The 20497-nt window shown below is 73.2% G+C and carries 19 protein-coding genes; 4 read left to right on the top strand and 15 right to left on the bottom strand.

The window, feature by feature from the left end:
* Positions 1 to 6: 6 nt before the first annotated feature.
* Positions 7 to 582, bottom strand: coding sequence for a DUF3000 domain-containing protein (locus EV372_RS00335; protein ID WP_130394197.1), 576 nt, complete (start codon positions 580 to 582; stop codon positions 7 to 9).
* A gap of 302 nt (positions 583 to 884) precedes the next feature.
* On the opposite strand from EV372_RS00335, the gene hemE reads away from it, so the two are divergent.
* Positions 885 to 1910, top strand: coding sequence for a uroporphyrinogen decarboxylase (hemE, locus tag EV372_RS00330; protein ID WP_130398684.1), 1026 nt, complete (start codon positions 885 to 887; stop codon positions 1908 to 1910).
* Between the two features lie 233 nt (positions 1911 to 2143).
* Here the strand turns inward: hemE and EV372_RS00325 are convergent, their stop codons facing one another.
* Positions 2144 to 3238: a DUF4349 domain-containing protein gene (locus EV372_RS00325; protein WP_165435948.1), complete on the bottom strand. Its 1095-nt coding sequence runs from the start codon at positions 3236 to 3238 to the stop codon at positions 2144 to 2146.
* Between the two features lie 197 nt (positions 3239 to 3435).
* On the opposite strand from EV372_RS00325, the gene hemG reads away from it, so the two are divergent.
* Complete coding sequence (gene hemG / locus EV372_RS00320) at positions 3436 to 4902, top strand: protoporphyrinogen oxidase (RefSeq protein ID WP_130394195.1); 1467 nt, start codon at positions 3436 to 3438, stop codon at positions 4900 to 4902.
* Positions 4899 to 5609: a hydrogen peroxide-dependent heme synthase gene (gene hemQ, locus EV372_RS00315; protein ID WP_013153846.1), complete on the top strand. Its 711-nt coding sequence runs from the start codon at positions 4899 to 4901 to the stop codon at positions 5607 to 5609. The genes hemG and hemQ overlap by 4 nt, the downstream gene beginning before the upstream one ends.
* Positions 5610 to 5679: 70 nt before the next feature.
* Here hemQ and EV372_RS00310 read toward each other — a convergent pair whose 3' ends face one another.
* The 3 genes from EV372_RS00310 to msrB all read right to left on the bottom strand — a co-directional run bounded on the left by EV372_RS00310 (position 5680) and on the right by msrB (position 7843).
* Positions 5680 to 6483, bottom strand: a complete 804-nt coding sequence (locus tag EV372_RS00310; RefSeq protein ID WP_165435947.1) for a CDP-alcohol phosphatidyltransferase family protein — start codon at positions 6481 to 6483, stop codon at positions 5680 to 5682.
* Complete coding sequence (locus tag EV372_RS00305; protein ID WP_130394193.1) at positions 6470 to 7138, bottom strand: phosphatidylserine decarboxylase; 669 nt, start codon at positions 7136 to 7138, stop codon at positions 6470 to 6472. The genes EV372_RS00310 and EV372_RS00305 overlap by 14 nt, the downstream gene beginning before the upstream one ends.
* A 261-nt stretch (positions 7139 to 7399) precedes the next feature.
* The gene (msrB, locus tag EV372_RS00300; protein ID WP_013153843.1) at positions 7400 to 7843 is read right to left on the bottom strand and encodes a peptide-methionine (R)-S-oxide reductase MsrB; all 444 of its coding nucleotides are present in this window, start codon (positions 7841 to 7843) and stop codon (positions 7400 to 7402) included.
* Positions 7844 to 8048: 205 nt separating this feature from the next.
* On the opposite strand from msrB, the gene EV372_RS00295 reads away from it, so the two are divergent.
* Positions 8049 to 8480, top strand: coding sequence for a hypothetical protein (locus EV372_RS00295; RefSeq protein ID WP_253794269.1), 432 nt, complete (start codon positions 8049 to 8051; stop codon positions 8478 to 8480).
* Between the two features lie 133 nt (positions 8481 to 8613).
* Here EV372_RS00295 and EV372_RS00290 read toward each other — a convergent pair whose 3' ends face one another.
* From EV372_RS00290 to EV372_RS29300, 10 genes are all read right to left on the bottom strand, one after another.
* Positions 8614 to 9399, bottom strand: coding sequence for a GntR family transcriptional regulator (locus EV372_RS00290; protein WP_130394191.1), 786 nt, complete (start codon positions 9397 to 9399; stop codon positions 8614 to 8616).
* A gap of 174 nt (positions 9400 to 9573) precedes the next feature.
* On the bottom strand, positions 9574 to 10383 hold the full coding sequence (locus EV372_RS00285; RefSeq protein ID WP_130394189.1) for a dihydrofolate reductase family protein: 810 nt from the start codon (positions 10381 to 10383) through the stop codon (positions 9574 to 9576).
* Between the two features lie 290 nt (positions 10384 to 10673).
* On the bottom strand, positions 10674 to 12836 hold the full coding sequence (gene glgX, locus EV372_RS00280) for a glycogen debranching protein GlgX (protein WP_130394187.1): 2163 nt from the start codon (positions 12834 to 12836) through the stop codon (positions 10674 to 10676).
* A 390-nt stretch (positions 12837 to 13226) separates the two neighbouring features.
* Positions 13227 to 14858 (bottom strand): acyl-CoA dehydrogenase family protein, encoded by a 1632-nt coding sequence (locus EV372_RS00275; protein ID WP_130394185.1) that lies wholly within the window; start codon positions 14856 to 14858, stop codon positions 13227 to 13229.
* A 584-nt stretch (positions 14859 to 15442) separates the two neighbouring features.
* On the bottom strand, positions 15443 to 16132 hold the full coding sequence (locus EV372_RS00270; RefSeq protein ID WP_130394183.1) for a pyridoxine/pyridoxamine 5'-phosphate oxidase: 690 nt from the start codon (positions 16130 to 16132) through the stop codon (positions 15443 to 15445).
* A gap of 386 nt (positions 16133 to 16518) precedes the next feature.
* Positions 16519 to 17310, bottom strand: a complete 792-nt coding sequence (locus tag EV372_RS00265) for a sirohydrochlorin chelatase (protein ID WP_130394181.1) — start codon at positions 17308 to 17310, stop codon at positions 16519 to 16521.
* Between the two features lie 103 nt (positions 17311 to 17413).
* On the bottom strand, positions 17414 to 18118 hold the full coding sequence (locus EV372_RS00260) for a phosphoadenylyl-sulfate reductase (RefSeq protein ID WP_130394179.1): 705 nt from the start codon (positions 18116 to 18118) through the stop codon (positions 17414 to 17416).
* A complete protein-coding gene (locus EV372_RS00255) occupies positions 18115 to 18321 on the bottom strand; it encodes a hypothetical protein (protein ID WP_013153834.1) in 207 nt (68 codons plus the stop codon). The genes EV372_RS00260 and EV372_RS00255 overlap by 4 nt, the downstream gene beginning before the upstream one ends.
* A 127-nt stretch (positions 18322 to 18448) precedes the next feature.
* Positions 18449 to 20146: a nitrite/sulfite reductase gene (locus EV372_RS00250; protein WP_013153833.1), complete on the bottom strand. Its 1698-nt coding sequence runs from the start codon at positions 20144 to 20146 to the stop codon at positions 18449 to 18451.
* A 178-nt stretch (positions 20147 to 20324) separates the two neighbouring features.
* Complete coding sequence (locus EV372_RS29300; protein WP_017564358.1) at positions 20325 to 20414, bottom strand: putative leader peptide; 90 nt, start codon at positions 20412 to 20414, stop codon at positions 20325 to 20327.
* Positions 20415 to 20497: the final 83 nt, after the last annotated feature.

The raw sequence follows: 20497 nt of genomic DNA, 5'->3' as shown, positions 1-20497 counted from the left end.
CCGCGGTCAGGGCCGGGAGCGCTTTCCGGTGATGTCGGTGACGTCCAGCGGCGGCAGCCCCGCGGCCGAGGCCAGCAGCGCCGACCACGCCCGGACGTGCCCGGTCAGGTCGTCGGACTCCGGTGTCCAGGAGGCGCGCATCTCCACCTCGGTGGTGGCGCCCTGGTCCGCCTTGGTGCCGAAGCCCTCGGTGGTGGCACGGGTGACCGTGCCGCTCAGCGTGTGGTGCGTGGCGCCGCACGCGTCCAGGGCGTCGGTCAGCCAGCTCCAGGCGACCGGCCCGAGCAGGGGGTCGGTCGCGATCTCCGACTCCAGTTCGGAGTTGGCCTGGCAGACCACCCGGAAGGGACCCGGCCAGTCGCGGGTGCCCTCGGGGTCGTACAGGACGATGAGTCTGCCCCAGGCGACCTCCTCTCCGTGGACGGTCACCTCGGCCGAGACCGCGGCGGAGTGGGGGGCCAGCCGCTGGGGGGCGGGGATCTCCCGGACGGTGATCTCGGGTCGCGGGAGGGGTGAGCGCAGGGCCTCGACCGCTCGCCGGAACGTCTCGTGTGCGTCCTCGGCGCTACCGACATCGGGCATGGTGGGAACGTCAGCCTTCATTCTGGGGTGATCACGTCTGGGCGGGGGCGTGCGGACGTGCTCCGCCTCCCCGCCGGGGGCGGAAAGGTGGGCACGTCAAAGACCGTGGCATGAGTCACGGGCCGCGAGTCGGAGTTCGCCCGGCGTGTCGGCGTTTTGTGATGATCTTGGAACCGGCCGGTCGCCGACGGTGCCGGTTCGCGCCCCTCCCGGCCCCGCCGGGGGTGCGCGCACGGGCGCGTCCGGGTTCGGCGATCCGAGTGGGAGCACCGGGCGGGGCATGGCACGATCGAGGGGTGACCCTGCAAGATTCTCCTTTCCTCCGCGCCTGCCGGCGCCTTCCCGTGTCCCACACCCCGGTGTGGTTCATGCGCCAGGCGGGGCGCTCCCTGCCCGAGTACCGACGGGTCCGCGCCGACGTGCCGATGCTTGAGGCCTGCGCGCGCCCCGACATGATCACCGAGATCACGATGCAGCCGGTGCGCCGCTACGACGTCGACGCCGCGATCTTCTTCAGCGACATCGTCGTGCCGCTCAAGGCCATCGGCATCGACCTCGACATCAAGCCCGGCGTCGGCCCCGTGGTCGCCGACCCCATCCGCGACGCGACCGGCGTCAAGCGGCTGCGCGAGATCGAGCCCGGCGACGTGCCCTACATCACCGAGGCCGTGGGCCAGCTGGTCGGCGAGCTGGGCGACAAGCCCCTCATCGGCTTCGCGGGCGCCCCGTTCACCCTGGCCTCGTACCTCATCGAGGGCGGCCCCTCCAAGAACCACGAGCACACCAAGGCGCTCATGTACGGCGAGCCCGAGCTGTGGGACGAGCTGATGCGCCGCCTGGCCACCATCTCCCTGGGCTTCCTGCGCACCCAGATCGAGGCGGGCGCCAGCGCCGTCCAGCTCTTCGACTCCTGGGTGGGCGCCCTGAGCGCCGAGGACTACCGCGCCTCGGTGCTGCCCTACACCTCGTGGATCTTCGGCCAGCTCGCCCGGCACGAGGTGCCGCGCATCCACTTCGGCGTGGGCACCGGCGAACTGCTCAGCCTGCTCAGCGAGGCCGGGGCCGACGTCGTGGGCGTGGACTGGCGCGTGCCGCTGGACAAGGCGGTCCAGCGCGTCCAGCCCGGTACCGCCCTCCAGGGCAACCTCGACCCGGCCACCCTGTTCGCGCCCTGGGAGGTGGTCGCCGAGCGCACCCGCGACATCCTGGCCCGGGGCCGCGCCGCCGACGGCCACGTCTTCAACCTGGGCCACGGCGTGCTGCCCAGCACCGACCCGGACATGCTCCAGCGGCTCACCGCGTTCGTGCACGAGGAGACCGCCGTCTAGGCGGTGTTTTTTGGGGACCTCCGCTTCGCTTTGGTCCGTGTTCGGGTGCCCGAAGAACGGGAACCTCCGGTGTCTCCGGTGAGACGGCTCGTTCCTCGCAGTCTCACCTCCGACACCTCCAGAACCCCGTGGGCACCCGAACCAACCCCCCCCCACAAGCCGAGGCCGGTCCGAAAACAGCCCCCAGGCCCGCCTGTCCCCGACACGCGGGGCCGGGCGCCGTCGGCGCGGGTTCACTCCCCGTCCCCGGGCGGCCTTCCGCCGGACCCGGAGGACGCGCCGGGGCCCCGGTCCTTCGCGGTGCCCTCGGCGTCGCCCGCGGCGCGGCCCGAGGCCGGACGGTCGGACGCGGCGCGCACCGGGGCGGCGCCCTTCGCGGAGCCCGCCCTGCCGCCGCCCGCGGAGGCGGCGCCCTTCGCGGACGCGCGCCGACGCGAGCGGTACCACCACAGCGGTCCCGCGCCCAGCACGGCGGCCACCACCAGGAACGGCAGCAGCCAGCCCGCGGCCACGGCCACGCCCTGGCCGAAGGTCACCAGCGAGCGCCAGCCGCGCTCCAGGCCGCCGAGGAAGCCGATGGAGTCCTCCGAGGGCTCCTCCAGGTAGGTCTCCGGGGGCAGCAGGGTCAGGTTCACCGTCGAGTACGCCGTCTGGTTGCGCAGCGTCTCCAGCCGCGCCTGGAAGGCCTCCAGCTCCGCCTGGCGGTTCTGGATCTCGCCCTCCACCCGCAGCAGCTCGTCGACGTTCTCGGCCTCCTCCAGGTAGCCGCGCAGCGTCTCCAGGGCGGTCTCGGAGGACTCGATGCGGCTCTCGACGTCGGCCACCTCCTCGGTGACGTCCTGCACCGACCGCTCCAGGTGGGAGCGGTCGCCCAACCGCGACAGCTCCTCCAGGGCGCCCTCGTAGCCGTCACCCGGGACGCGCAGCGTCAGCGACCCCTCGGGGGAGCCGCCCTGGGGGGTCGACACCCGCTCCGAGGCGACGTAGCCGCCCGCGTCGAGGGTCAGCTCCTTGGCGAGCCCGACCGCCTCGGACACGTCCTCGACCCGTACCGACAGATCGGCGGTGTGCACCAGCTCCCGTTCACCGATCTCCACCTCGGAGCCGACGGCCGAGCCGCCGCCCTCCTCGGCCGACTCCGGGCCCGCCTGCTCCTCGGACAGGGCCCGGTCACCGGACTCGGGGGCCACGGCCGCGGACTCGGCGGCGCTCCCGGCGCCGCTGTCGGACATGGGGGAGGAGCAGGACGTGGCCAGGAGGGCCGCCAGGCCCACGGAGAGCACGGTCCCGGCGACACGCCGGGTCGGGAGGAGGGCTGAGGTAACCATGCCCGCTTCGACGTCCTCCGGGGCGGGCCCGTTGCGGCGCCGTGGTAACGACCGGGCAACGGCGGCGCGCGGCGGCGGGACCGCCCCGGTCCGCCCGGAGCGCCGCGCGCGGATCCGCCGCGGGCGCGACGCGAATCACGGGGTGTCGCGGGGGAAGGCGGATCACGGTGACCCAGGTCATCTGGGAAGCTGGGGGTATGCCTGAAGCACCGCACGTCGTCGTGGTCGGGGGCGGGGTCTCCGGACTCACCGCCGCGCACCGCCTCCGTGGTCTGGGCGCCGCCGTCACCGTGGTGGAGGCCTCCGACGCCCCCGGGGGCAAGCTGCGCGCCTCACCGGTGGCGGGGGTGTCCGTGGACGCGGGCGCCGAGGCGGTGCTCGCCCGCCGCCCCGAGGCGCTGGACCTGTTCTCCGAGCTGGGCCTGGACGACCGGGTGGTGCACCCCGGACCCGGCGCCGCCGCCGTCTACAGCCGCGGACGGGTGCGCCCCCTGCCCAAGGGCCAGCTCATGGGCGTGCCCGGCGACCTGCGCGCGCTCGCCCGCAGCGGGGTGCTCTCCGCGACCGGAACCCTGCGGGCCGGACTCGACCTCGTGCTCCCGCGCACGCCGGTGCGCGGCGACGTGTCCGTCGCCGACTACGTCGGGGCCCGCATGGGCCCGGAGGTCGTCGACCGCCTCGTCGAGCCCCTCCTGGGCGGCGTGTACGCGGGCCGCGCCGACCGGCTCTCCCTGGAGTCCACGCTGCCGCAGATCGCGCCCATGGCCCGCCGGAACCGCTCCCTGATGCACGCCGTGCGCACCAGCCTGCGCGGCAGGGGAGCGGCGCCCACCAAGCCCGGGCCGGTGTTCGCCTCCCTGCGCGGAGGCGTGGCCGGACTCGTCGGCGCGCTCGCCGAACGCCACGCCGACAGCCTGCGTGTGGGCTCGCGGGTGCGCGCCCTGGAGCGCCTGCCCGAGGGCTGGCGGGTGCGCCTGGACAGCAACGAACGCATCACCTGCGACGGCGTCCTGCTCGCCTGCCCCGCCCCCGAGGCGGCCCGCCTGCTCGCCGAGCACGCCCCCGGCGCCTCCCGCGACCTCGGCGGAGTCGAGTACGCCAGCATGGCCCTGGTGACCCTGGCCCTGCCCGCGTCCGCCTTCCCCGAGCCGCTCACCGGCACGGGCTTCCTCGTCCCGGCGGGGGAGGGGCTGACCGTCAAGGCCGCCACCTTCTCCAGCAACAAGTGGCCCTGGATCGCCGAGGAGCTGGCCGCGGCCAACCCCGGCGACGACCTGGTCGTGCTGCGCTGCTCCATCGGGCGCTTCGGCGAGGAGCGGGTCCTGGAGCGCTCCGACGAGGAGCTGGCCGCGGCCGCCGTGCGCGACCTGTCCACGGTCACCGGCATGGCCGGGGCGCCGGTGCAGACCCGGGTCACCCGGTGGACCGACGGTCTGCCCCAGTACGCCGTCGGCCACGCCTCCCTCGTCGAGCGCGTGCGCGCCGACGTCGCCCGCAGCCCCGGCCTGGGGGTGTGCGGCGCGGTCTACGGCGGCGTGGGCGTCCCCGCCTGCGTCGCCGACGCCCTCCAGCAGGCCGACCTCCTGGCGGGCGCCCTCACGACGAACAGTCCCGCCGGCGGCGACGAGGCCGCCGGAACGAACCAGCAAGGAGTCAACCCGTGACGGGCCAGCACAACGAAGCCGTCGAGCAGGACGGCAGCGACCTCAACTCCCTCATCCGCTACACCATGTGGTCGGTCTTCAAGGTCGGGGCCCTGGACGGGATCGACCGCGCCGCCGCGGCCGACGAACTGGCCACGCTCCTGGACAAGGCCGCCGAGCAGGGTGTGACCACCCGAGGCAGCTACGACGTCCAGGGCTTCCGCGCCGACGCCGACATCATGTTCTGGTGGGTGGCCGACTCCCCCGAGCAGGTCCAGGACGTCTACACGGCCTTCCGCCGCACGCGGATCGGCCGGGTGAGCACCCCGGTGTGGTCGGTCGTGGGCCTGCACCGCCCCGCCGAGTTCAACCGCGGCCACGTGCCCGCGTTCCTGGCCGGGGAGGAGCCGCGCGAGCACCTGTGCGTGTACCCGTTCGTGCGCTCCTACGAGTGGTACCTGCTGCCCGACGACGAGCGCCGCGCGCTGCTCGCCGAGCACGGCCGCATGGCCGCCCCCTACCCGGACGTGCGCGCCAACACGGTGTCCTCGTTCGGGCTCAACGACTACGAGTGGCTGCTCGCCTTCGAGGCCGACGACCTGCACCGCATCGTGGACCTGATGCGCCACCTGCGCGGAGCCAAGGCCCGCCTGCACACCCGCGAGGAGGTGCCGTTCTACACCGGTCGCCGCAAGAGCGTCGCCGAGCTGGTCGAGTCCCTGCCGTAGACGGCCGCAACGCGAACGGGGGCGCCCCGGGGAAGGTACTCCTTCCCCGGGGCGCCCCCGCGCGTGTGCGTCAGTCCTGCGCCGCGGCGGCCCGCCGGACGGCCAGGACGTAGAACGGGATGGTGACGATGAAGCCCAGCACGGCGGCGCTCATCAGGTAGATGAGCGTCTGGCCCGCGGGCAGGCCCATGCCCCACGCGGCCATGAGGGCGACCCCGACGGCCAGGATGCCCAGCACCGCGTGGGCCTTGCGCCCGCGCGGCTTGGGGTACTCCATCCGGCTCACCATCAGCCAGGAGATGAGCAGCACCGCCGTCACCCCCGCCATCAGCGGCGGGTCCAGCAGGACCACCGTCACCACGGCCATGGCGCCGAACGGGCACGGCAGCCCGGTGAAGTAGCTGGCGCCCGGTGCCTGGCAGGAGAACCGGGCCAGGCGCACGATGACCGCGAGCAGCACGGCCCCGCCCGCCGCGACCGGCAGCAGGTCCGGGCCCTCGGTCCGCATGCCCCACACGACGAAGAAGAACGCGGGCGCGAACCCGAAGCTGATCACGTCGGCCAGGTTGTCCAGCTCCGCGCCCATGCCGCTGCCGCCCAGCTTGCGGGCGACCCGGCCGTCGAGCACGTCCAGGGCGGCCGCGACCAGCATCAGGCCCACGACCGTGGCCATGGCCGTGCGCGGCAGCGGTCCGGCGATCCCTGCCGCCTCCTGCGCGGACTGGGCCACCACCAGCGCCCACACCGCCAGGAAGCCGCACAGGGCGTTGCCGAGCGTCAGGTAGTCGGCCACCCCCAGGCGCAGCCTGGGAGCCTCCTGCGCAACGGTGGAGGCGGCCCCGTCGGCCGCCACGGCGTTCTCAGTCGGCGTCAAGGCGGGTTTCTCCGGCACGGACCTTCTGGCCGACCTCCACCGCCGGGGTGATCCCGGACGGAAGGTAGACGTCGACCCTGGACCCGAACCGGATGAGACCGATCCTCTCCCCTTGCTCGACCTTCTGCCCCGCAGCGAGATACGGGACGATACGCCTGACCATCGCGCCGGCGATTTGAACGACCGTGATCGCACCGATCTCGGTTTCAAGGGTCCAGATGACGCGCTCATTACGCTCGCTGTCCTTGTCGAATGCGGGGCGGAAGCCGCCGGGTCGGTGCTCGACGCCTGTCACCACGCCGGCGAGGGGGGCACGGTTGACGTGCACGTTGAGGGGGTTCATGAACACCGCGACCCTGGTCCGCCCGTCGGGCTGGGGGTCGAGGCTCTGCACGACGCCGTCCGCCGCGGACAGCACCCGTCCGGTCGCCGGGCCGCGCTCGGGGTCCCGGAAGAACCAGGTCATCCCCGCCGCGAGCGCGACCACCGGGACGGCGAGCGCCGTGCGGGCCCGCGAGCCCCGGGCGGTCAGGACGGCGGCTCCGGCGGCTCCCAGCGCGGGCAGCAGCCACGGGGCCGAACCCTGTGCCATGCCCAGGCGCGGACGCGCCGCGGGGCGGTGGGAGGCGGATGAGAATGGTGAGTCGTCGGTCATCGAGCGCTTTCGTCGCGGGTCTGTCGGTTCGCCCGCACATGGGTTGCCGCTGCGGGGGTCGGCCCGGGTTTCCCGGGCCTGCTGGCGGAGGGGCCGGATGTGACCGGCCCCGCGCGCCGCGCCCCGCGGGCCGGTGGGGGACCGGCCGTTGGTGCGCTGAATGCGATTATTCCTGATTCCGCCGAGAACGGGCCGCGGGTGCGCGCCGCCGTCCCCGGGCGGTCCCGGTCCCGCCGTCCGGCACCAGGATCGTACGGCAACCTACTCCGTCGGCTCCAGGGTGAGGGCGACGGAGTTGATGCAGTACCGGTCGTCGGTGGGGGTGGCGTACCCCTCGCCGTGGAAGACGTGGCCCAGGTGCGAGTCGCACGTGGCGCACCGCACCTCGGTGCGCACCATGCCCAGGGAGCGGTCCTCGTGCAGGACCACCGCGTCGGAGTCGGCCGGGTCGTAGAAGCTGGGCCATCCGCAGTGGGACTCGAACTTCTCGCCGGAACGGAACAGTTCGGCGCCGCAGCCGCGGCAGCGGTAGACCCCCGCGGTCGTGGTGTCCACGTACTCCCCGGTCCACGGGCGCTCGGTGGCGGCCTCGCGCAGTACCGCGTACTCCTGGGAGTTGAGCCGTTCGCGCCATTCCTGGTCGGTCCTGGGGATGTCCTTGGGCCCGCTGCCGTTGTCCTGGGCCTGGTCCGCTGAGTCAGCCATGGGACGACGCTACCCCGAATCGGCTCCGGATGCCGCCTCAGCACCCTTCGTGCCGCAAACACTCACATATGACATTCGGGACAGGAAAACCGTCCCAAACGGCCAGACCCTCCTAACTTCGGCCTATGCGACGTTCGGTAGCCGAAGGCGAGGGTACGGCTGTAGCCAGGGTCAGTGGTCGAACAGTGCACTTGAGGCAGGTGACATGACCGTTACAACGCATCAGGCACTCGGAGTGAACAGGCGACCGCTGCGCGTGGGCAGGATCCGGTACGGACTGTGGTGGCTCGACCAGAACACCACGGGCGCGCGGTCCCTTCTGAGGACCGTCGCCGACGGAGCGGCCGCCACCGGCCGTGAGCTGCGCTGGGCCGCCGAGCTCAGCGTCCGCTCCGCGGTCGTGCGGGCGGACCGCGCCCGGCCCCAACCCTGGAGCGAACGCACGCTGCTGCTCGCCGCCGCGGCCGTCGCCGTGGGCGCGCTGGCGGTCGCGCTCCTCCTGGGGTTCGGCATGGCGCGGTGGGCCATGACCGCGTCGGACTCCCTGCCCTTCGCCGCCGCCGGTGCGCTGGCGGTGGGACTCGTCCTCCTGCCGTTGGCGTACCTGGTGTTCGCCTCCAAGCGAGGCGGTCGCTGAAGTCGGTCCGAGAAGCGGGGAGGGGCGCCGGGGCGGCGCCCCTCCCCCCGCTTTCGGGGGCTCGGGGCTTTCGGGGGCGCGCGGTGCCGCCCCGGGAACGGGCGGGACGCGCGGGCGGGGACCAGGACCCGGCTCAGGCGTCGAAGTCGTACCGCAGCACGTAGGCCGAGCCGTCCATGGTGATCTCGTTGAACTCCACCGGCCGGTGGTCGGCGGTCAGCGCGGTGCGCGCCACCTCCAGCACCGGGGTTCCGGGGGCGAGTTCCAGCACCTCGCTCTCCTCGGGGGTGGGCATGCGCACCCGGATCTCCTCGGTGAAGTGCGCCGGGGCGTGCCCCAGTTCGGCCAGGCGCGCGTAGATGCCCCCCGGCCCGCTGTCGTGGTCCCGCACCCGCCGGGCCGACGGCTCCCCGCCGTCCCCCAGCACGGCCAGGGGCAGGTGCGAGACGGCCTGCTGCACCGGACGCCCGTCCACGAGGTAGCGGCGCGAGCGCCGCACCACCCCGGCCCCCTCGGCCAGGCCCAGCGCGCGCGCCACGTGCGCGGCGGGCGCCGGCTCGTCCACGCGCAGGCTGTCCACCTCGTACCCGCGGTCCTCGCTGTCCACCTGCCAGATCGCGCGCCCGCTGCCCCACAGGTCCTGGGACAGCCGCCGGGCGCCGTGTCTTCGCAGGGGCCGGAACAGGCGGACGTAGATGCCCGAGCCGCGCACGGCCACGGCCAGGCCCTCGTTGATCAGTACGGAGAGCGCCTGCCTCGCGGTGGCCCGTGCGACGCCGTGGCGTTCCATGAGGGTGTTCTCCCCGGGCAGGCGGTCGCCGTCGGCGTACCGTCCGGAGCGGATCTGTTCGCGTAGTTCCTCGGCTATTCCGCGATAGACCGGAGGGGATCCGTTTTCGGACGTCGGCACCACGTTCATCCTCTCGGCCGGGGGGCCAAGCCGGTAAGCCCCGTCAATGCGGTGTGTCCTGTGTCCAGCAGCGGTGTTTCCAGTGGAGGGCACACCTCGGGTATGTCCGGTTGCGGGATGGTTCATGCGTGGTTGTGAGGTGGCCGAAACCGAGCGGTTACCCGTGTGTCCTCCGCAGACGCCCTATTCCCTGACGTAACGCGCGAACAGGCTCCCCTCCGCCTCCAGCAGGTGCGCCATCCGCACGGGCGTGCTCCGCGCGCCGGTGGCGTGTTCCGGCGCTCCGGGAGCGTCCGGTCCCCCCGCCACGATGCGCGGCGGACCCGACCCCAGCAGGTGCGGGCTCAGGGTCAGGCACAGCTCGTCCAAAAGCCCCGCCGCCACGAACTCCGCCAACAGGTGCGGGCCGCCCTCGGTCAGCACGCGGTGCAGTCCGCGCTCGGCCAGGGCGTCCACGATGTGCGCGGGCGCCACCGAGTCCCCCTCGACCACCACGAGGTCGGCGCGTGCGGCCACCTCGCGGCGCCTGTCCGCGGGGGCGCCGCTCGTGGTGAACACCAGGGTGCGCGCGTGCGGCGGCGCTTCGGTGAGCAGGTCGGCGGGCAGGTCGAGGGAGCGGGAGACCACCGCCACGGCCGGTGTCCGCGCCCGTCCCTCGCGCAGCCCCTCCCACGCCCTGCGGACGCGGACCGGCCCGTACCCCTCCACGCGCGCCGTGGCCGCGCCCACCAGCACCACGTCGCACAGGGCGCGCAGCGCGCCCATGATCCTGCGGTCGGGCGCCGAGGACAGGTCCCTGCTGCGCCCCGAGGGGCCCACGGCGCCGCCGTCGGCGCTGGCCACCATGTTGGCGCGCACCCAGGGGCGGTCCAGGTCGGCGGGGTAGGCGTAGGCGGCGGCCGGGTCCGCGTCCGCGCCGCCGGGGACGGGCAGCAGCTGCCGGAACGCGATGGGGGAGGCGGGGGCGTCCGCGCCGGTGTGTGTACTCGACATGGTCACCCAGAGTAGGCGCTGGCCCCGGGGCACCCCGAGGAGGGGGGCGCGAGCCCCCCTGCCCAGCCTTTTTCACCCAGCGTCTCCCACGCGCCGTGCCACCACCAGAGCGGATCTTTTCCTGTGGACAACCGGGACGCCGCGTGCGCGGCGTCGGGCCCCGGCCGAAACGGCTTCTCCGTCGCCCCCGTTGGTGCCCTCCTGCGTCCATCGCGTTCCACCGGTCGTCCACGCCGACGGGCCCCGGCCGCTCCCGCCGGGGAGCTTCCGGGGCCCGTGTGCCCGGTCCCTCAGGACCGGGGGGACGGCGTGTGCTTGTGCGACACCCGGCGCAGCAGCAGCAGCGCCCGGTCGATCACCCGCACCGGACCGGAGGCCGCCACGAACGGCCGTCCCTCCACGTCCGGCTCGGCGGTGTCCAGCACGGTCTCCCAGGCCATGCCGTACTCGGTGCCCGGAACGGTGAAGTCCACCGTCTCCGGGCCGCTGTTGAGCAGCAGCAGGAACGAACTGTCCCGGATCCGCCGACCGCGCGGGTCGGGTTCGGTGATGGCGTCCCCGTTGAGGAACACGCCCAGGGCCTGGCCGGCGGAGTTCCAGTCGTCACCGGTCATCTTCTTTCCGTTCGGGCGCAGCCACACGATGTCGGGCAGCCCCCTCTTCCCGGCCTTGGCGCCGCCCACCGGGCTGCCCCGGAAGAACCGGCGGCGCCGGAACACCGGGTGGTCGCGGCGCAGCCGCGCCAGCCCGCGCACGTAGTCCAGCAGGTCGTTGTCGGGCTCCTCGTCCTCGCCGAGCCCGGCGCCCTTCCAGTCGATCCAGGCGATCTCGTTGTCCTGGCAGTAGGCGTTGTTGTTGCCGTTCTGGGTGCGTCCCACCTCGTCACCGTGGGAGAGCATCACCACCCCCTGCGACAGGTACAGGGTGGTGAGGAAGTTGCGCACCTGGCGGCGGCGCAGCGTGATGATCGCGGGGTCCTCGGTGGGCCCCTCCACGCCGTGGTTCCAGGACCGGTTGTCGTCGGTGCCGTCCCGGTTGTCCTCGCCGTTGGCCTCGTTGTGCTTGCGGTCGTAGGACACCAGGTCGGCCATGGTGAAGCCGTCGTGGCAGGTGATGAAGTTGATGGAGGCCACCGGTCGGCGGCCGTCGTCCTGGTACAGGTCGCTGGACCCGGCCAGGCGCGAGGCCAGCTCGCCCACCACGGGCTCGCCCCGCCAGTAGTCGCGCACGGTGTCGCGGTACTTGCCGTTCCACTCGGTCCACAGCGGCGGGAAGTTGCCCACCTGGTAGCCGCCCGGGCCCACGTCCCAGGGCTCGGCGATCAGCTTGACCTGCGAGATCACCGGGTCCTGCTGCACGATGTCGAAGAACGTGCTCAGCCGGTCCACGTCGTGGAACTCGCGGGCCAGGGCCGAGGCGAGGTCGAAGCGGAACCCGTCCACGTGCATCTCCAGGACCCAGTACCGCAGCGAGTCCATGATCAGCTGCAACGAGTGCGGATGGCGCACGTTCAGGCTGTTGCCGCAGCCGGTGTAGTCCAGGTAGTAGCGCTGGTCCTCGTCGCTGACCCGGTAGTAGCTGAGGTTGTCGATGCCGCGCAGCGACAGCGTGGGCCCCATGTGGTCGCCCTCGGCGGTGTGGTTGTACACCACGTCGAGTAGCACCTCGATGCCCGCCTCGTGCAGCGACTTGACCATCGCCTTGAACTCCTGGACCTGCTGCCCGCGCGAGCCGCGTGCCGCGTACCCGCTGTGCGGGGCCAGGAAGGCCAGGGTGTTGTACCCCCAGTAGTTGGTCAGCCCCCGGGCCACCATGGCGTGCTCGGGCACGAAGTGGTGCACGGGCATGAGCTCGACCGCGGTCACCCCCAGCGAGGTGAGGTAGTCGATCATCACCGGGTGTGCCAGCCCCGAGTAGGTGCCCCGCTGGTGTTCGGGGATGCCCGGGTGGCGCATGGTGAGCCCGCGTACGTGCGCCTCGTAGATCACCGTGCGGTGGTAGGGCGTACGGGGCCTGGACTCGTTTCCCCAGTCGAAGAACGGGCTGACCACCACGCACTTGGGCACGTAGGGCGCGCTGTCCTTGGTGTTCCTGCGCTCCGGCGCGGCGAAGTGGTAGCTGAACAGGGATTCGTGCCAGGTGAGGTTGCCGTTCAGCGCCTTCGCGTAGGGGTCGGTGAGCAGTTTGTTCGGATTGCACCGCAGCCCCTGCTCCGGGGCGTAGGGCCCGTGGACGCGGTACCCGTACTGCTGTCCCGGCCCGACGCCGGGAAGGTAACCGTGCCAGACGAAACCGTCGTACTCGGTCAGTGGTATACGCGTCTCCTCGCCGTCGTCGTCGAACAGACACAGGTCCACCTGTTCGGCGGCCTCGGAGAAGAGGGAGAAATTGGTGCCGGACCCGTCGTAGGTCGCACCGAGCGGATAGGAACTACCTGGCCAGACTTCCACCATAGGCGTCGTCAGTCTCTTGGATTCGGGCCTTCGGAAGGGGCTGTTCGGGCCCGCGCGCCTCCGGCCGTTCCTGCAGGGTCTGCGCGGGCCCGCTCCCCGTCCGAAAGCAGGCGGTCGTGGTTTGTGACGACTTCTTTGTTCCGCTCCGGACGCCGAAGTATGCCGACCTGGCCGATGATCATTCATCGGCCGTCCCTCTTGCGGGTTTTTGTGGGAATTATCAGGGTTAAGAGTGGTAATCGGGATTTATGAGGTTAAGAAAGGGTGTCCGCGTGCTCTCGGTGCGCCTCTGGTTCCCCTCGCGTCCAGCGCGCTCCGGGAGGGATGCGACCGGGGCCGTACGGGGGCGCGCCCCGGCCCTCTCCGCACGGCAGGGGCGCACCCCCGGCCTCACCGGCTCGGGCGGGCCCGGTCCAGGATGAGCCCGGTGTCCACCCCTCTGGGCAGGGTGCCGAACACGTGCCCCCACTCGCCCCCCAGCCGCGAGGCGGTGAACGCCTCGGCGACCGGGGTGGGCGCGTGGCGCAGCAGCACCGACGCCTGCAGGACCAGCGCCATCAGCTCCACCACCGACCGCGCCCGGTACTGCGCCTCCTCCGGGTCGCCCAGGACCTGCTCCAACCGCTTGACCGCCGCGTCGTAGTGGTCGTCCACGCCCGCGGCGGTGCGCAGCTCGGCCAGGAAGGCCTCCAACGACTGGGGACTGCGGCCCATCGCGCGCAGCACGTCCAGCGCCGCCACGTTGCCCGAGCCCTCCCAGACGGAGTTGAGCGGGGAGTCCCGGAACAGCCGCGGCATCCCCGACTCCTCCACGTACCCGTTGCCGCCCAGGCACTCCAACGCCTCGGCGGCGTGCGCGGGCTGGCGCTTGGTCACCCAGAACTTGCCCACGGCCACCCCCAGACGGCGGAAGGCCGCCTCGGCCGCGTCCCCGCGCGCCGCGCGGTCCACGGCACCGGCCAGACGCGTCATCAGCGCCGTCGCCGCCTCCGACTCCAGCGCCAGGTCGGCGAGCACGTTGCGCATCAGCGGCTGCTCGACCAGCACCCCGCCGAAGGCGCTGCGGTGCTCGGCGTGGTGCAGGGCGTGCACCACCGCGGCGCGCATGCCCGCGGCCGAGCCGATCACGCAGTCCAGCCGGGTGCTGTTGACCATCTCGATGATGGTGGGCACGCCCCTGCCGGGCTCGCCGACCAGATGGGCCACGGCGCCGTCGTACTCCAGCTCCGCCGACGCGTTGGAGCGGTTGCCCAGCTTGTCCTTGAGCCGCTGGATGTGCAGCGCGTTGCGCCCGCCGTCCTCCAGCACCCGGGGCACGAGGAAGCAGCTCAGCCCCTCGGGCGCCTGCGCCAGCGTGAGGAAGAAGTCGCTCATCGGCGCCGAGGTGAACCACTTGTGCCCGGTCAGCACGTGGTGCCCCTCGGCGGTGGGGACCGCGCGGGTGGTGTTGGCGCGCACGTCCGAGCCGCCCTGCTTCTCGGTCATCGACATGCCCGCGAGGAGCCCGCGCTTGGTGTGCGGCGCCCGCAGCCCGAAGTCGTAGACGGGTGCGGTGAGCAGGGGCTCGTACCGCCGTGCCAGCTCGGGGGAGTGGCGCAGGGCCGGGACCGCCGCGTAGGTCATCGACACCGGGCACCCGTGGCCCGCCTCGGGCTGGGACCACAGGAAGAACTTGGCGGCGCGGGCCACGTGCGCGCCCGGGCGCCCGTCCGCCCACGGCGCGGCGTGCATGCCGTGCTCCACCGCCTGGTCCATGAGCACGTGGTAGGCGGGCTGGTAGTCGACCTCGTCCACCCGGTGGCCGTAGCGGTCGTGGGTGCGCAGCACCGGCGGGTAGGCGTTGGCGGACTCGCCCCAGGCGCGGACCCGCTCCGACCCGGCCGCGTCGCCGACCTCGCGCACCTCGGCCTCGGCCCATCCGGCGCCCTCGCGCCGCAGGCCCTCCACGAGCGCGGGGTCCTCCGCCGCCGCGTAGTCGCCGAGCGGGGGCGCCTGGTTGAACACCTCGTGTGTGGGGGGCACGGCGGCCACCTCTTTTCGTTGCTGGTCGCGGGTGGTCGGAGTGCGGGAATCCTATCCCCGGAGGGGACACCGAACAGAACCGGGTTCGGTCACGCTTGTGTCCCGGGCCGATGACCGCTCTCGGGGACAGCGGGTTCGGCTATGCGGGCTCTGGGCCCGTGACCGCTCTCGGGACAGTTCCCGGGGGCGGGGCTGTGGACATGGCGGGCCGTGGGTCCGCGCCCGCCCGTGTGACCGTCGGACGCGGCCGTGGCCGGGACCCGGGTCGCTGTCCGCCCCGGCGACCACCGGGCGCGGCCGTCAGGAGGGCTCCGACCGCGGATGTCCTGCGAGACGAAGGGCGGAGCTGTGGCGGGGCCTCGGCCCGACCGAGGCGGGTCCGGCCGTGACGGGGCCTCCGACCACGGCTGTGGCGGGAAGCGGCACGGCGAGCCCTTCCGCGCCCCGTCCTTCCGGGCGGCGCCGCGGTGGCGGCGAGTGCGACTGCGGCGCAAGCCAGCTCGGCGGTCCCCTCCGGAATCCGGCCTCCCGGGCGGCTCCGCCGTGCGGTCCCCCTTCCCTCCCGCCGCGGCGCTCGCGCCCGGTCACGGCCAGAGCAGGCCGCGTTCCCAGGACGCGTCGACGCCCGGACGGGTGTAGCGCAGCCGCGTGTGGCGTCGGTCCCGGTCGGCCTGCCAGAACTCCACCTCGGTCGGACGGACCAGGTACAGGCCCCAGTCCTCGGGGACCAGCTCCGGGTCGCGCTCCAGCCGCTCCCGGCTCTCCCGCGCCACGCGGTCGACGTCCGCGAGGTCGTCCAGGGGCTCGCTCTGTCTGCCGTGCAGACCGGCCACCCGCGACTCCAGCGGCCGCGCCAGGTAGTCCGCCGCGCACCGCTCCGGGGCGGCCAGCTCCGCCCGCCCGCGCACCCGCACCTGGCGGCCCTGCCCGATCCAGTGGAACAGCAGCGCCACCGCCGGGTTCCGGGCCAGCTCCCGCCCCTTGCGCGAGCCGGTCGTGGTGGCGAACCACCAGCCCTCGGGCGTGAAGTCCTTCATGATGACCACGCGGGCCGACGGAGCCCCCTCTCCGTCCACGGTCGTGACCGTCATCGCGTGCGGCTCGGCCACACCGCTCTCGACCGCCTCGGAGAACCACTCCAGGAACAGCTCCGCCGGATCCTCGGGCGCCGCTCCGGGGTCGAACCCCGGCAGCACCCCCGAGAACACCGGCAGCCCCCGCAGCAGGTCCCGGACACCGCTGCGCACCGCACTCCGTTCCTCCGACACGGACACCCCCACGATTCCTCGGTCGGTCGGCGCGCGTTCGCGGCGCCCACCTTCGATTCTTCTGGGTCGCGGTCGCGCGGACAAGCCGCCTCCCGCGGCTGTGGACAACCGCGCGGGGCCCTCTCGGGGGCGCGGCGGGGGAGGGGCCGGAAGGCGGCCGGAGCGGTTCGTCGGGCCGGTTCCCGCGTTCGCCCCTCCTGGCGGCGATCCCGCCCGCGACAGCGCGAACGGGCGGCCCGCCCGGCGGACCGCCCGTTCGCCCCTCCGTCCCATGCGCCCTGTCCCGCGTCGTCTGCCCTGCGCCGCCTCGTCCGGCCGCGCGTTCCCGCCGAGCGGACGCCGGGCACCGCGGCCGTCAGCGCTCCCGCCGCGACCGGACGGCGCCCCGCTCCTCAGCGGAAGCTGGTCGCGTGCCGCGACGCCACCGCGGCGTCGTAGCGGTCCAGCACCACCCTGGCCATCTCGGGCGCGTCCCCCAGCGCCTCGGACACCGCGTACGCGCCCGCCTCCGACGACCGGGCGCGCACCCGGTCGGCGAAGAACCCCGGCGCCAGCAGGTAGGTGGCCACGGCCACCCGCGACGCCCCCCGCTCGCGCAGGGCGGCCACCGCCTCCCCCGGGCCGGGGGAGGCCGCGGACGCGTAGGCCGCCACGACCTCCCGCCAGGGGCCGCGCCGGGCCAGCTCGGCGGCCATCGCCGCCACGGTCGCGTTCGCCCCGGGGTCGCTGGAACCGGCCGAGGCCAGCACCAGGGCCGTGCCGGGGCCGGGACGCACCCCCGCCTCGTCCAGGCGCCGCTCCACCGCCTCCGTCAGCAGCGGGTGCGGGCCCAGGGTGTCGGCGTAGCGCACCCGCAGCCACGGGCTGCGCTCGCGCGCGTCCGCCAGCACCTTCGGCAGGTCCACCTTGCTGTGGTAGGCCGCCGTCAGCAGCGTCGGCAGCACCACCGCCTCACCCGCCCCGCGCGCGGCCAGCTCCTCCAGCGCGTCCCGCGCGGAGGGCGCCACGTGGTCCAGGTAGGACACGCGCACGTCCAGTCCCGGCCGCAGCGCCCGTACCCGGTCGAACACCGCCGACACGGCCCGCGCCGACCTCGGGTCCGCGCTGCCGTGCGCCACCGCCAGCAGGGGCACGCCCCCGTCCCGGTCTCCGCCGCTGTGCGCCCCGGCTCCGCCCACCGTCATGGCCGTCCTCCTCGTCGCTTCCGAGCACCGCCGCCGCCCTCGGCCCCGCCCAACCCCGGCGGAGCCGCGGCCGGGCCACACCGCCCGGCCGCCGAGGGCGCACTCAAACGTGGATTCCGCACTCGGTCTTGCCCGTGCCGGACCACCGGCCGCTGCGCGGGTCCTCGCCCGGCGCCACCCGCCGCGTGCACGGCTCGCAGCCGATCGAGGGGTAGCCGTCGTACTGGAGCGGGTTCACGATGACCCCGTTCTCGGTCATGTAGGCGTCCACCTGGTCCTGGGTCCACCGGGCGATCGGGTTGACCTTGGTCATCCGCCGGCGCCGGTCCCACTGCACGACGGGGGTGTCGCGGCGGGTCGCCGAGTCCTCCCGGCGCAGGCCGGTCAGCCACGCGGCGTAGGGCTCCAGGGCCCGCTGGAGGGGCTCCACCTTGCGCAAGTGGCAGCAGATGCCGGGATCGCGCCCGTGCAGGCGCGGGCCCAGGGCCAGGTCCTGCTCGGCCACCGTGCGGGTGGGCTCGACGTTGATGAGGTTGATGTCGTACACGGAGGCCACGGCGTCACGCGTGCCGATGGTCTCGGGGAAGTGGTAGCCGGTGTCCAGGAAGATGACGTCGATCCCCGGCACCGTCCTGGAGACCAGGTCCACCATGAGCGCGTCGGCCATGGACGAGGTCATGCACAGCTGGTCGCCGAAGGTCTCGGCGGCCCAGGAGATGACCTCCGGAGCGGAGGCCTCCTCCAGTTCGCGCGAGGCCCGCTCGGCGAGCTCGGGACCGCCCAGGGGGGTGATGGTGGTGGAGTTCATGAGTTCCCTTCCGTCGGTCTGGAGGGGGCGCCTCCCGCGGAGAAGGACGCGGAGCGCAACCCGACGTACTTGACCCGAAACACCCGGGCACAGGACAGGCAGGCCCAGGGATAGCCCTCCCCCTTGACGGCGGCGCCCTCCTCCGGCACGAGGTCCTCGTCGCCGCAGTAGGGGCAGTAGTGGGGCGCGGCCCTCTCGGACATGGCGCACCTCTTCCTCTCGCTCGGGTCTTCCAGGTCGTTTCGCGGCCGTGGGCCGGGCCGGTCCGCACGCGGACCGGCCCCGGTGCCGCGGCCGGGAGGCCGCGGCGGTCCCGACCGCCCGGACGAACTACTTCAGGTCGGCGTCCTCGGCCCGGCCGACCCAGGAGGCGAACGACTCGCCGTCCTCCTTCTGGTCCTGGAACCGGCGCACCACCCGCTCGACGTAGTCGGGCAGCTCGTCGGCGGTGGCCTTGAGTCCGCGGATCTTCTTGCCGAAGGACTGGGTCAGCCCCATGCCGCCGCCCAGGTGGATCTGGTAGCCCTCGACCTGCTCGCCCTCGGAGTTCATGACGAGCTGGCCCTTGAGGCCGATGTCGGCGACCTGGATGCGCGCGCACGAGTTCGGGCAGCCGTTGACGTTGATGGTCAGCGGCTCCTCGAAGTCGGGCAGCCGCTTCTCCAGCTCGTCGATCAGGGTGGCCGCGCGGTCCTTGGTCTCCACGATCGCCAGCTTGCAGAACTCGATGCCGGTGCAGGCCATCGTCTGGCGGCGGAACACGCTCGGGTTGACCTGGAGCCCCTCCGTCTCCAGGGCGGAGGTGATCGAGGCGATCCGGTCCTCCTCCACGTCGAGGATGACCAGCTTCTGGTCGGCGGTGGTGCGGACGCGGTCCGAACCGTGCTCCTCGGCGATGTCGGCGACGCGCAGCAGCGCGGTGCCCGAAACCCGGCCCACCTTGGGCGCGAAGCCCACGTAGAACCTGCCGTCCTTCTGGCGGTGCACGCCCACGTGGTCGCGGCGCAGGCCCGAGTCCAGTTCGACGGCGGGGCCGTCGGGCAGGGCGTAGCCCAGGTACTCCTTCTCCAGGACGTCGCGGAACTTCTCCGCGCCCCAGTCCTTGATGAGGAACTTGATCCGGGCGCGGGTGCGCAGGCGCCGGTAGCCGTAGTCGCGGAAGATCCCGCAGACCCCGGCCCACACCTCGCTCACCTGGTCCGGGCGCACGAACGTGCCCAGGCGCTGGGCGAACATCGGGTTCGTGGACAGGCCGCCGCCGACGAACAGGTCGTAGCCCGCCTCGCCCGCCTCGTTGCGCACGCCCGCGAACGCCACGTCGTTGATCTCGTGGTTGACGCAGTGCACCGTGCACCCCGACACCGAGGTCTTGAACTTGCGCGGCAGGTTGGAGTACAGCTCGCTGCCGATGTGGTCCTCGTAGATCTCGCGGATCGCGGGACCGGCGTCGATGACCTCCTCCTCGGCGACCCCGGCCAGCGGACAGCCCAGGATGACGCGCGGGGTGTCGCCGCAGGCCTCCATGGTGGACAGGCCCACCGACTCCAGCTTCTCCCAGATCGCCGGGACGTCCTCCACCCGGATCCAGTGGTACTGGACGTTCTGGCGGTCGGTGATGTCGGCGGTGTCGCGCCCGTAGTCGCGGGAGATCTCGGCGACCGCGCGCAGCTGGGCGACCGTCAGCTGTCCCCCGTCGATGCGCACCCGCAGCATGAAGTAGCGGTCGTCGAGCTCCTCGGGCTCCAGGACGGCCGTCTTGCCGCCGTCGATGCCCGGCGCGCGCTGGGTGTACAGGCCGAACCAGCGGAACCGTCCGCGCAGGTCGGCGGGGTCGATCGAGTCGAACCCGCCCTTGGAGTAGATGTTGATGATCCGATCGCGGACGTTGAGCCCGTCGTCGTTCTTCTTGTTCTCCTCGTTCTTGTTCAGCGGCTCGTGGTAGCCGAGGGCCCACTGGCCCTCACCACGGCGGCGGCGCGGTTTGGCCGCGGTCGCTGTCCTGCCGGGCTGCGCGGAAGAGGGAGGCATCGCGGGTGTCTCCGATGAGGTGTCGCGGGGTGCTCACAGCCCCGGCGTCCACACCGCACGCCCGCGTCGCCGCACATCGTCGTGCTGGCGATCGGGAGGGATCCGCGTGTGGGATAAGGAGAAGAGGCAGGGCGCCGGTGCCGCGCGCACCCCTGGGGTGCGTCAAAGGGCGGTGAGATTAACCGACGCTGCAACAGATGGCGCTGCCGACCCGCAGGAAGTCCACGTGACGGCGCACGTAGAGCATGGGGTCCAGAGCAGCGATCATGTAATGAGAATGTCACGGGCGTCGACGCTTTGTCCAGACGGGGTCTGACCGCCCCCGAGTGAGTCACGTCACTAGATCCGTGC

The sequence above is a fragment of the Nocardiopsis sp. CNZ308 genome (assembly GCF_004217075.1).
This window is presented reverse-complemented; position numbering and strand designations above follow the sequence as displayed.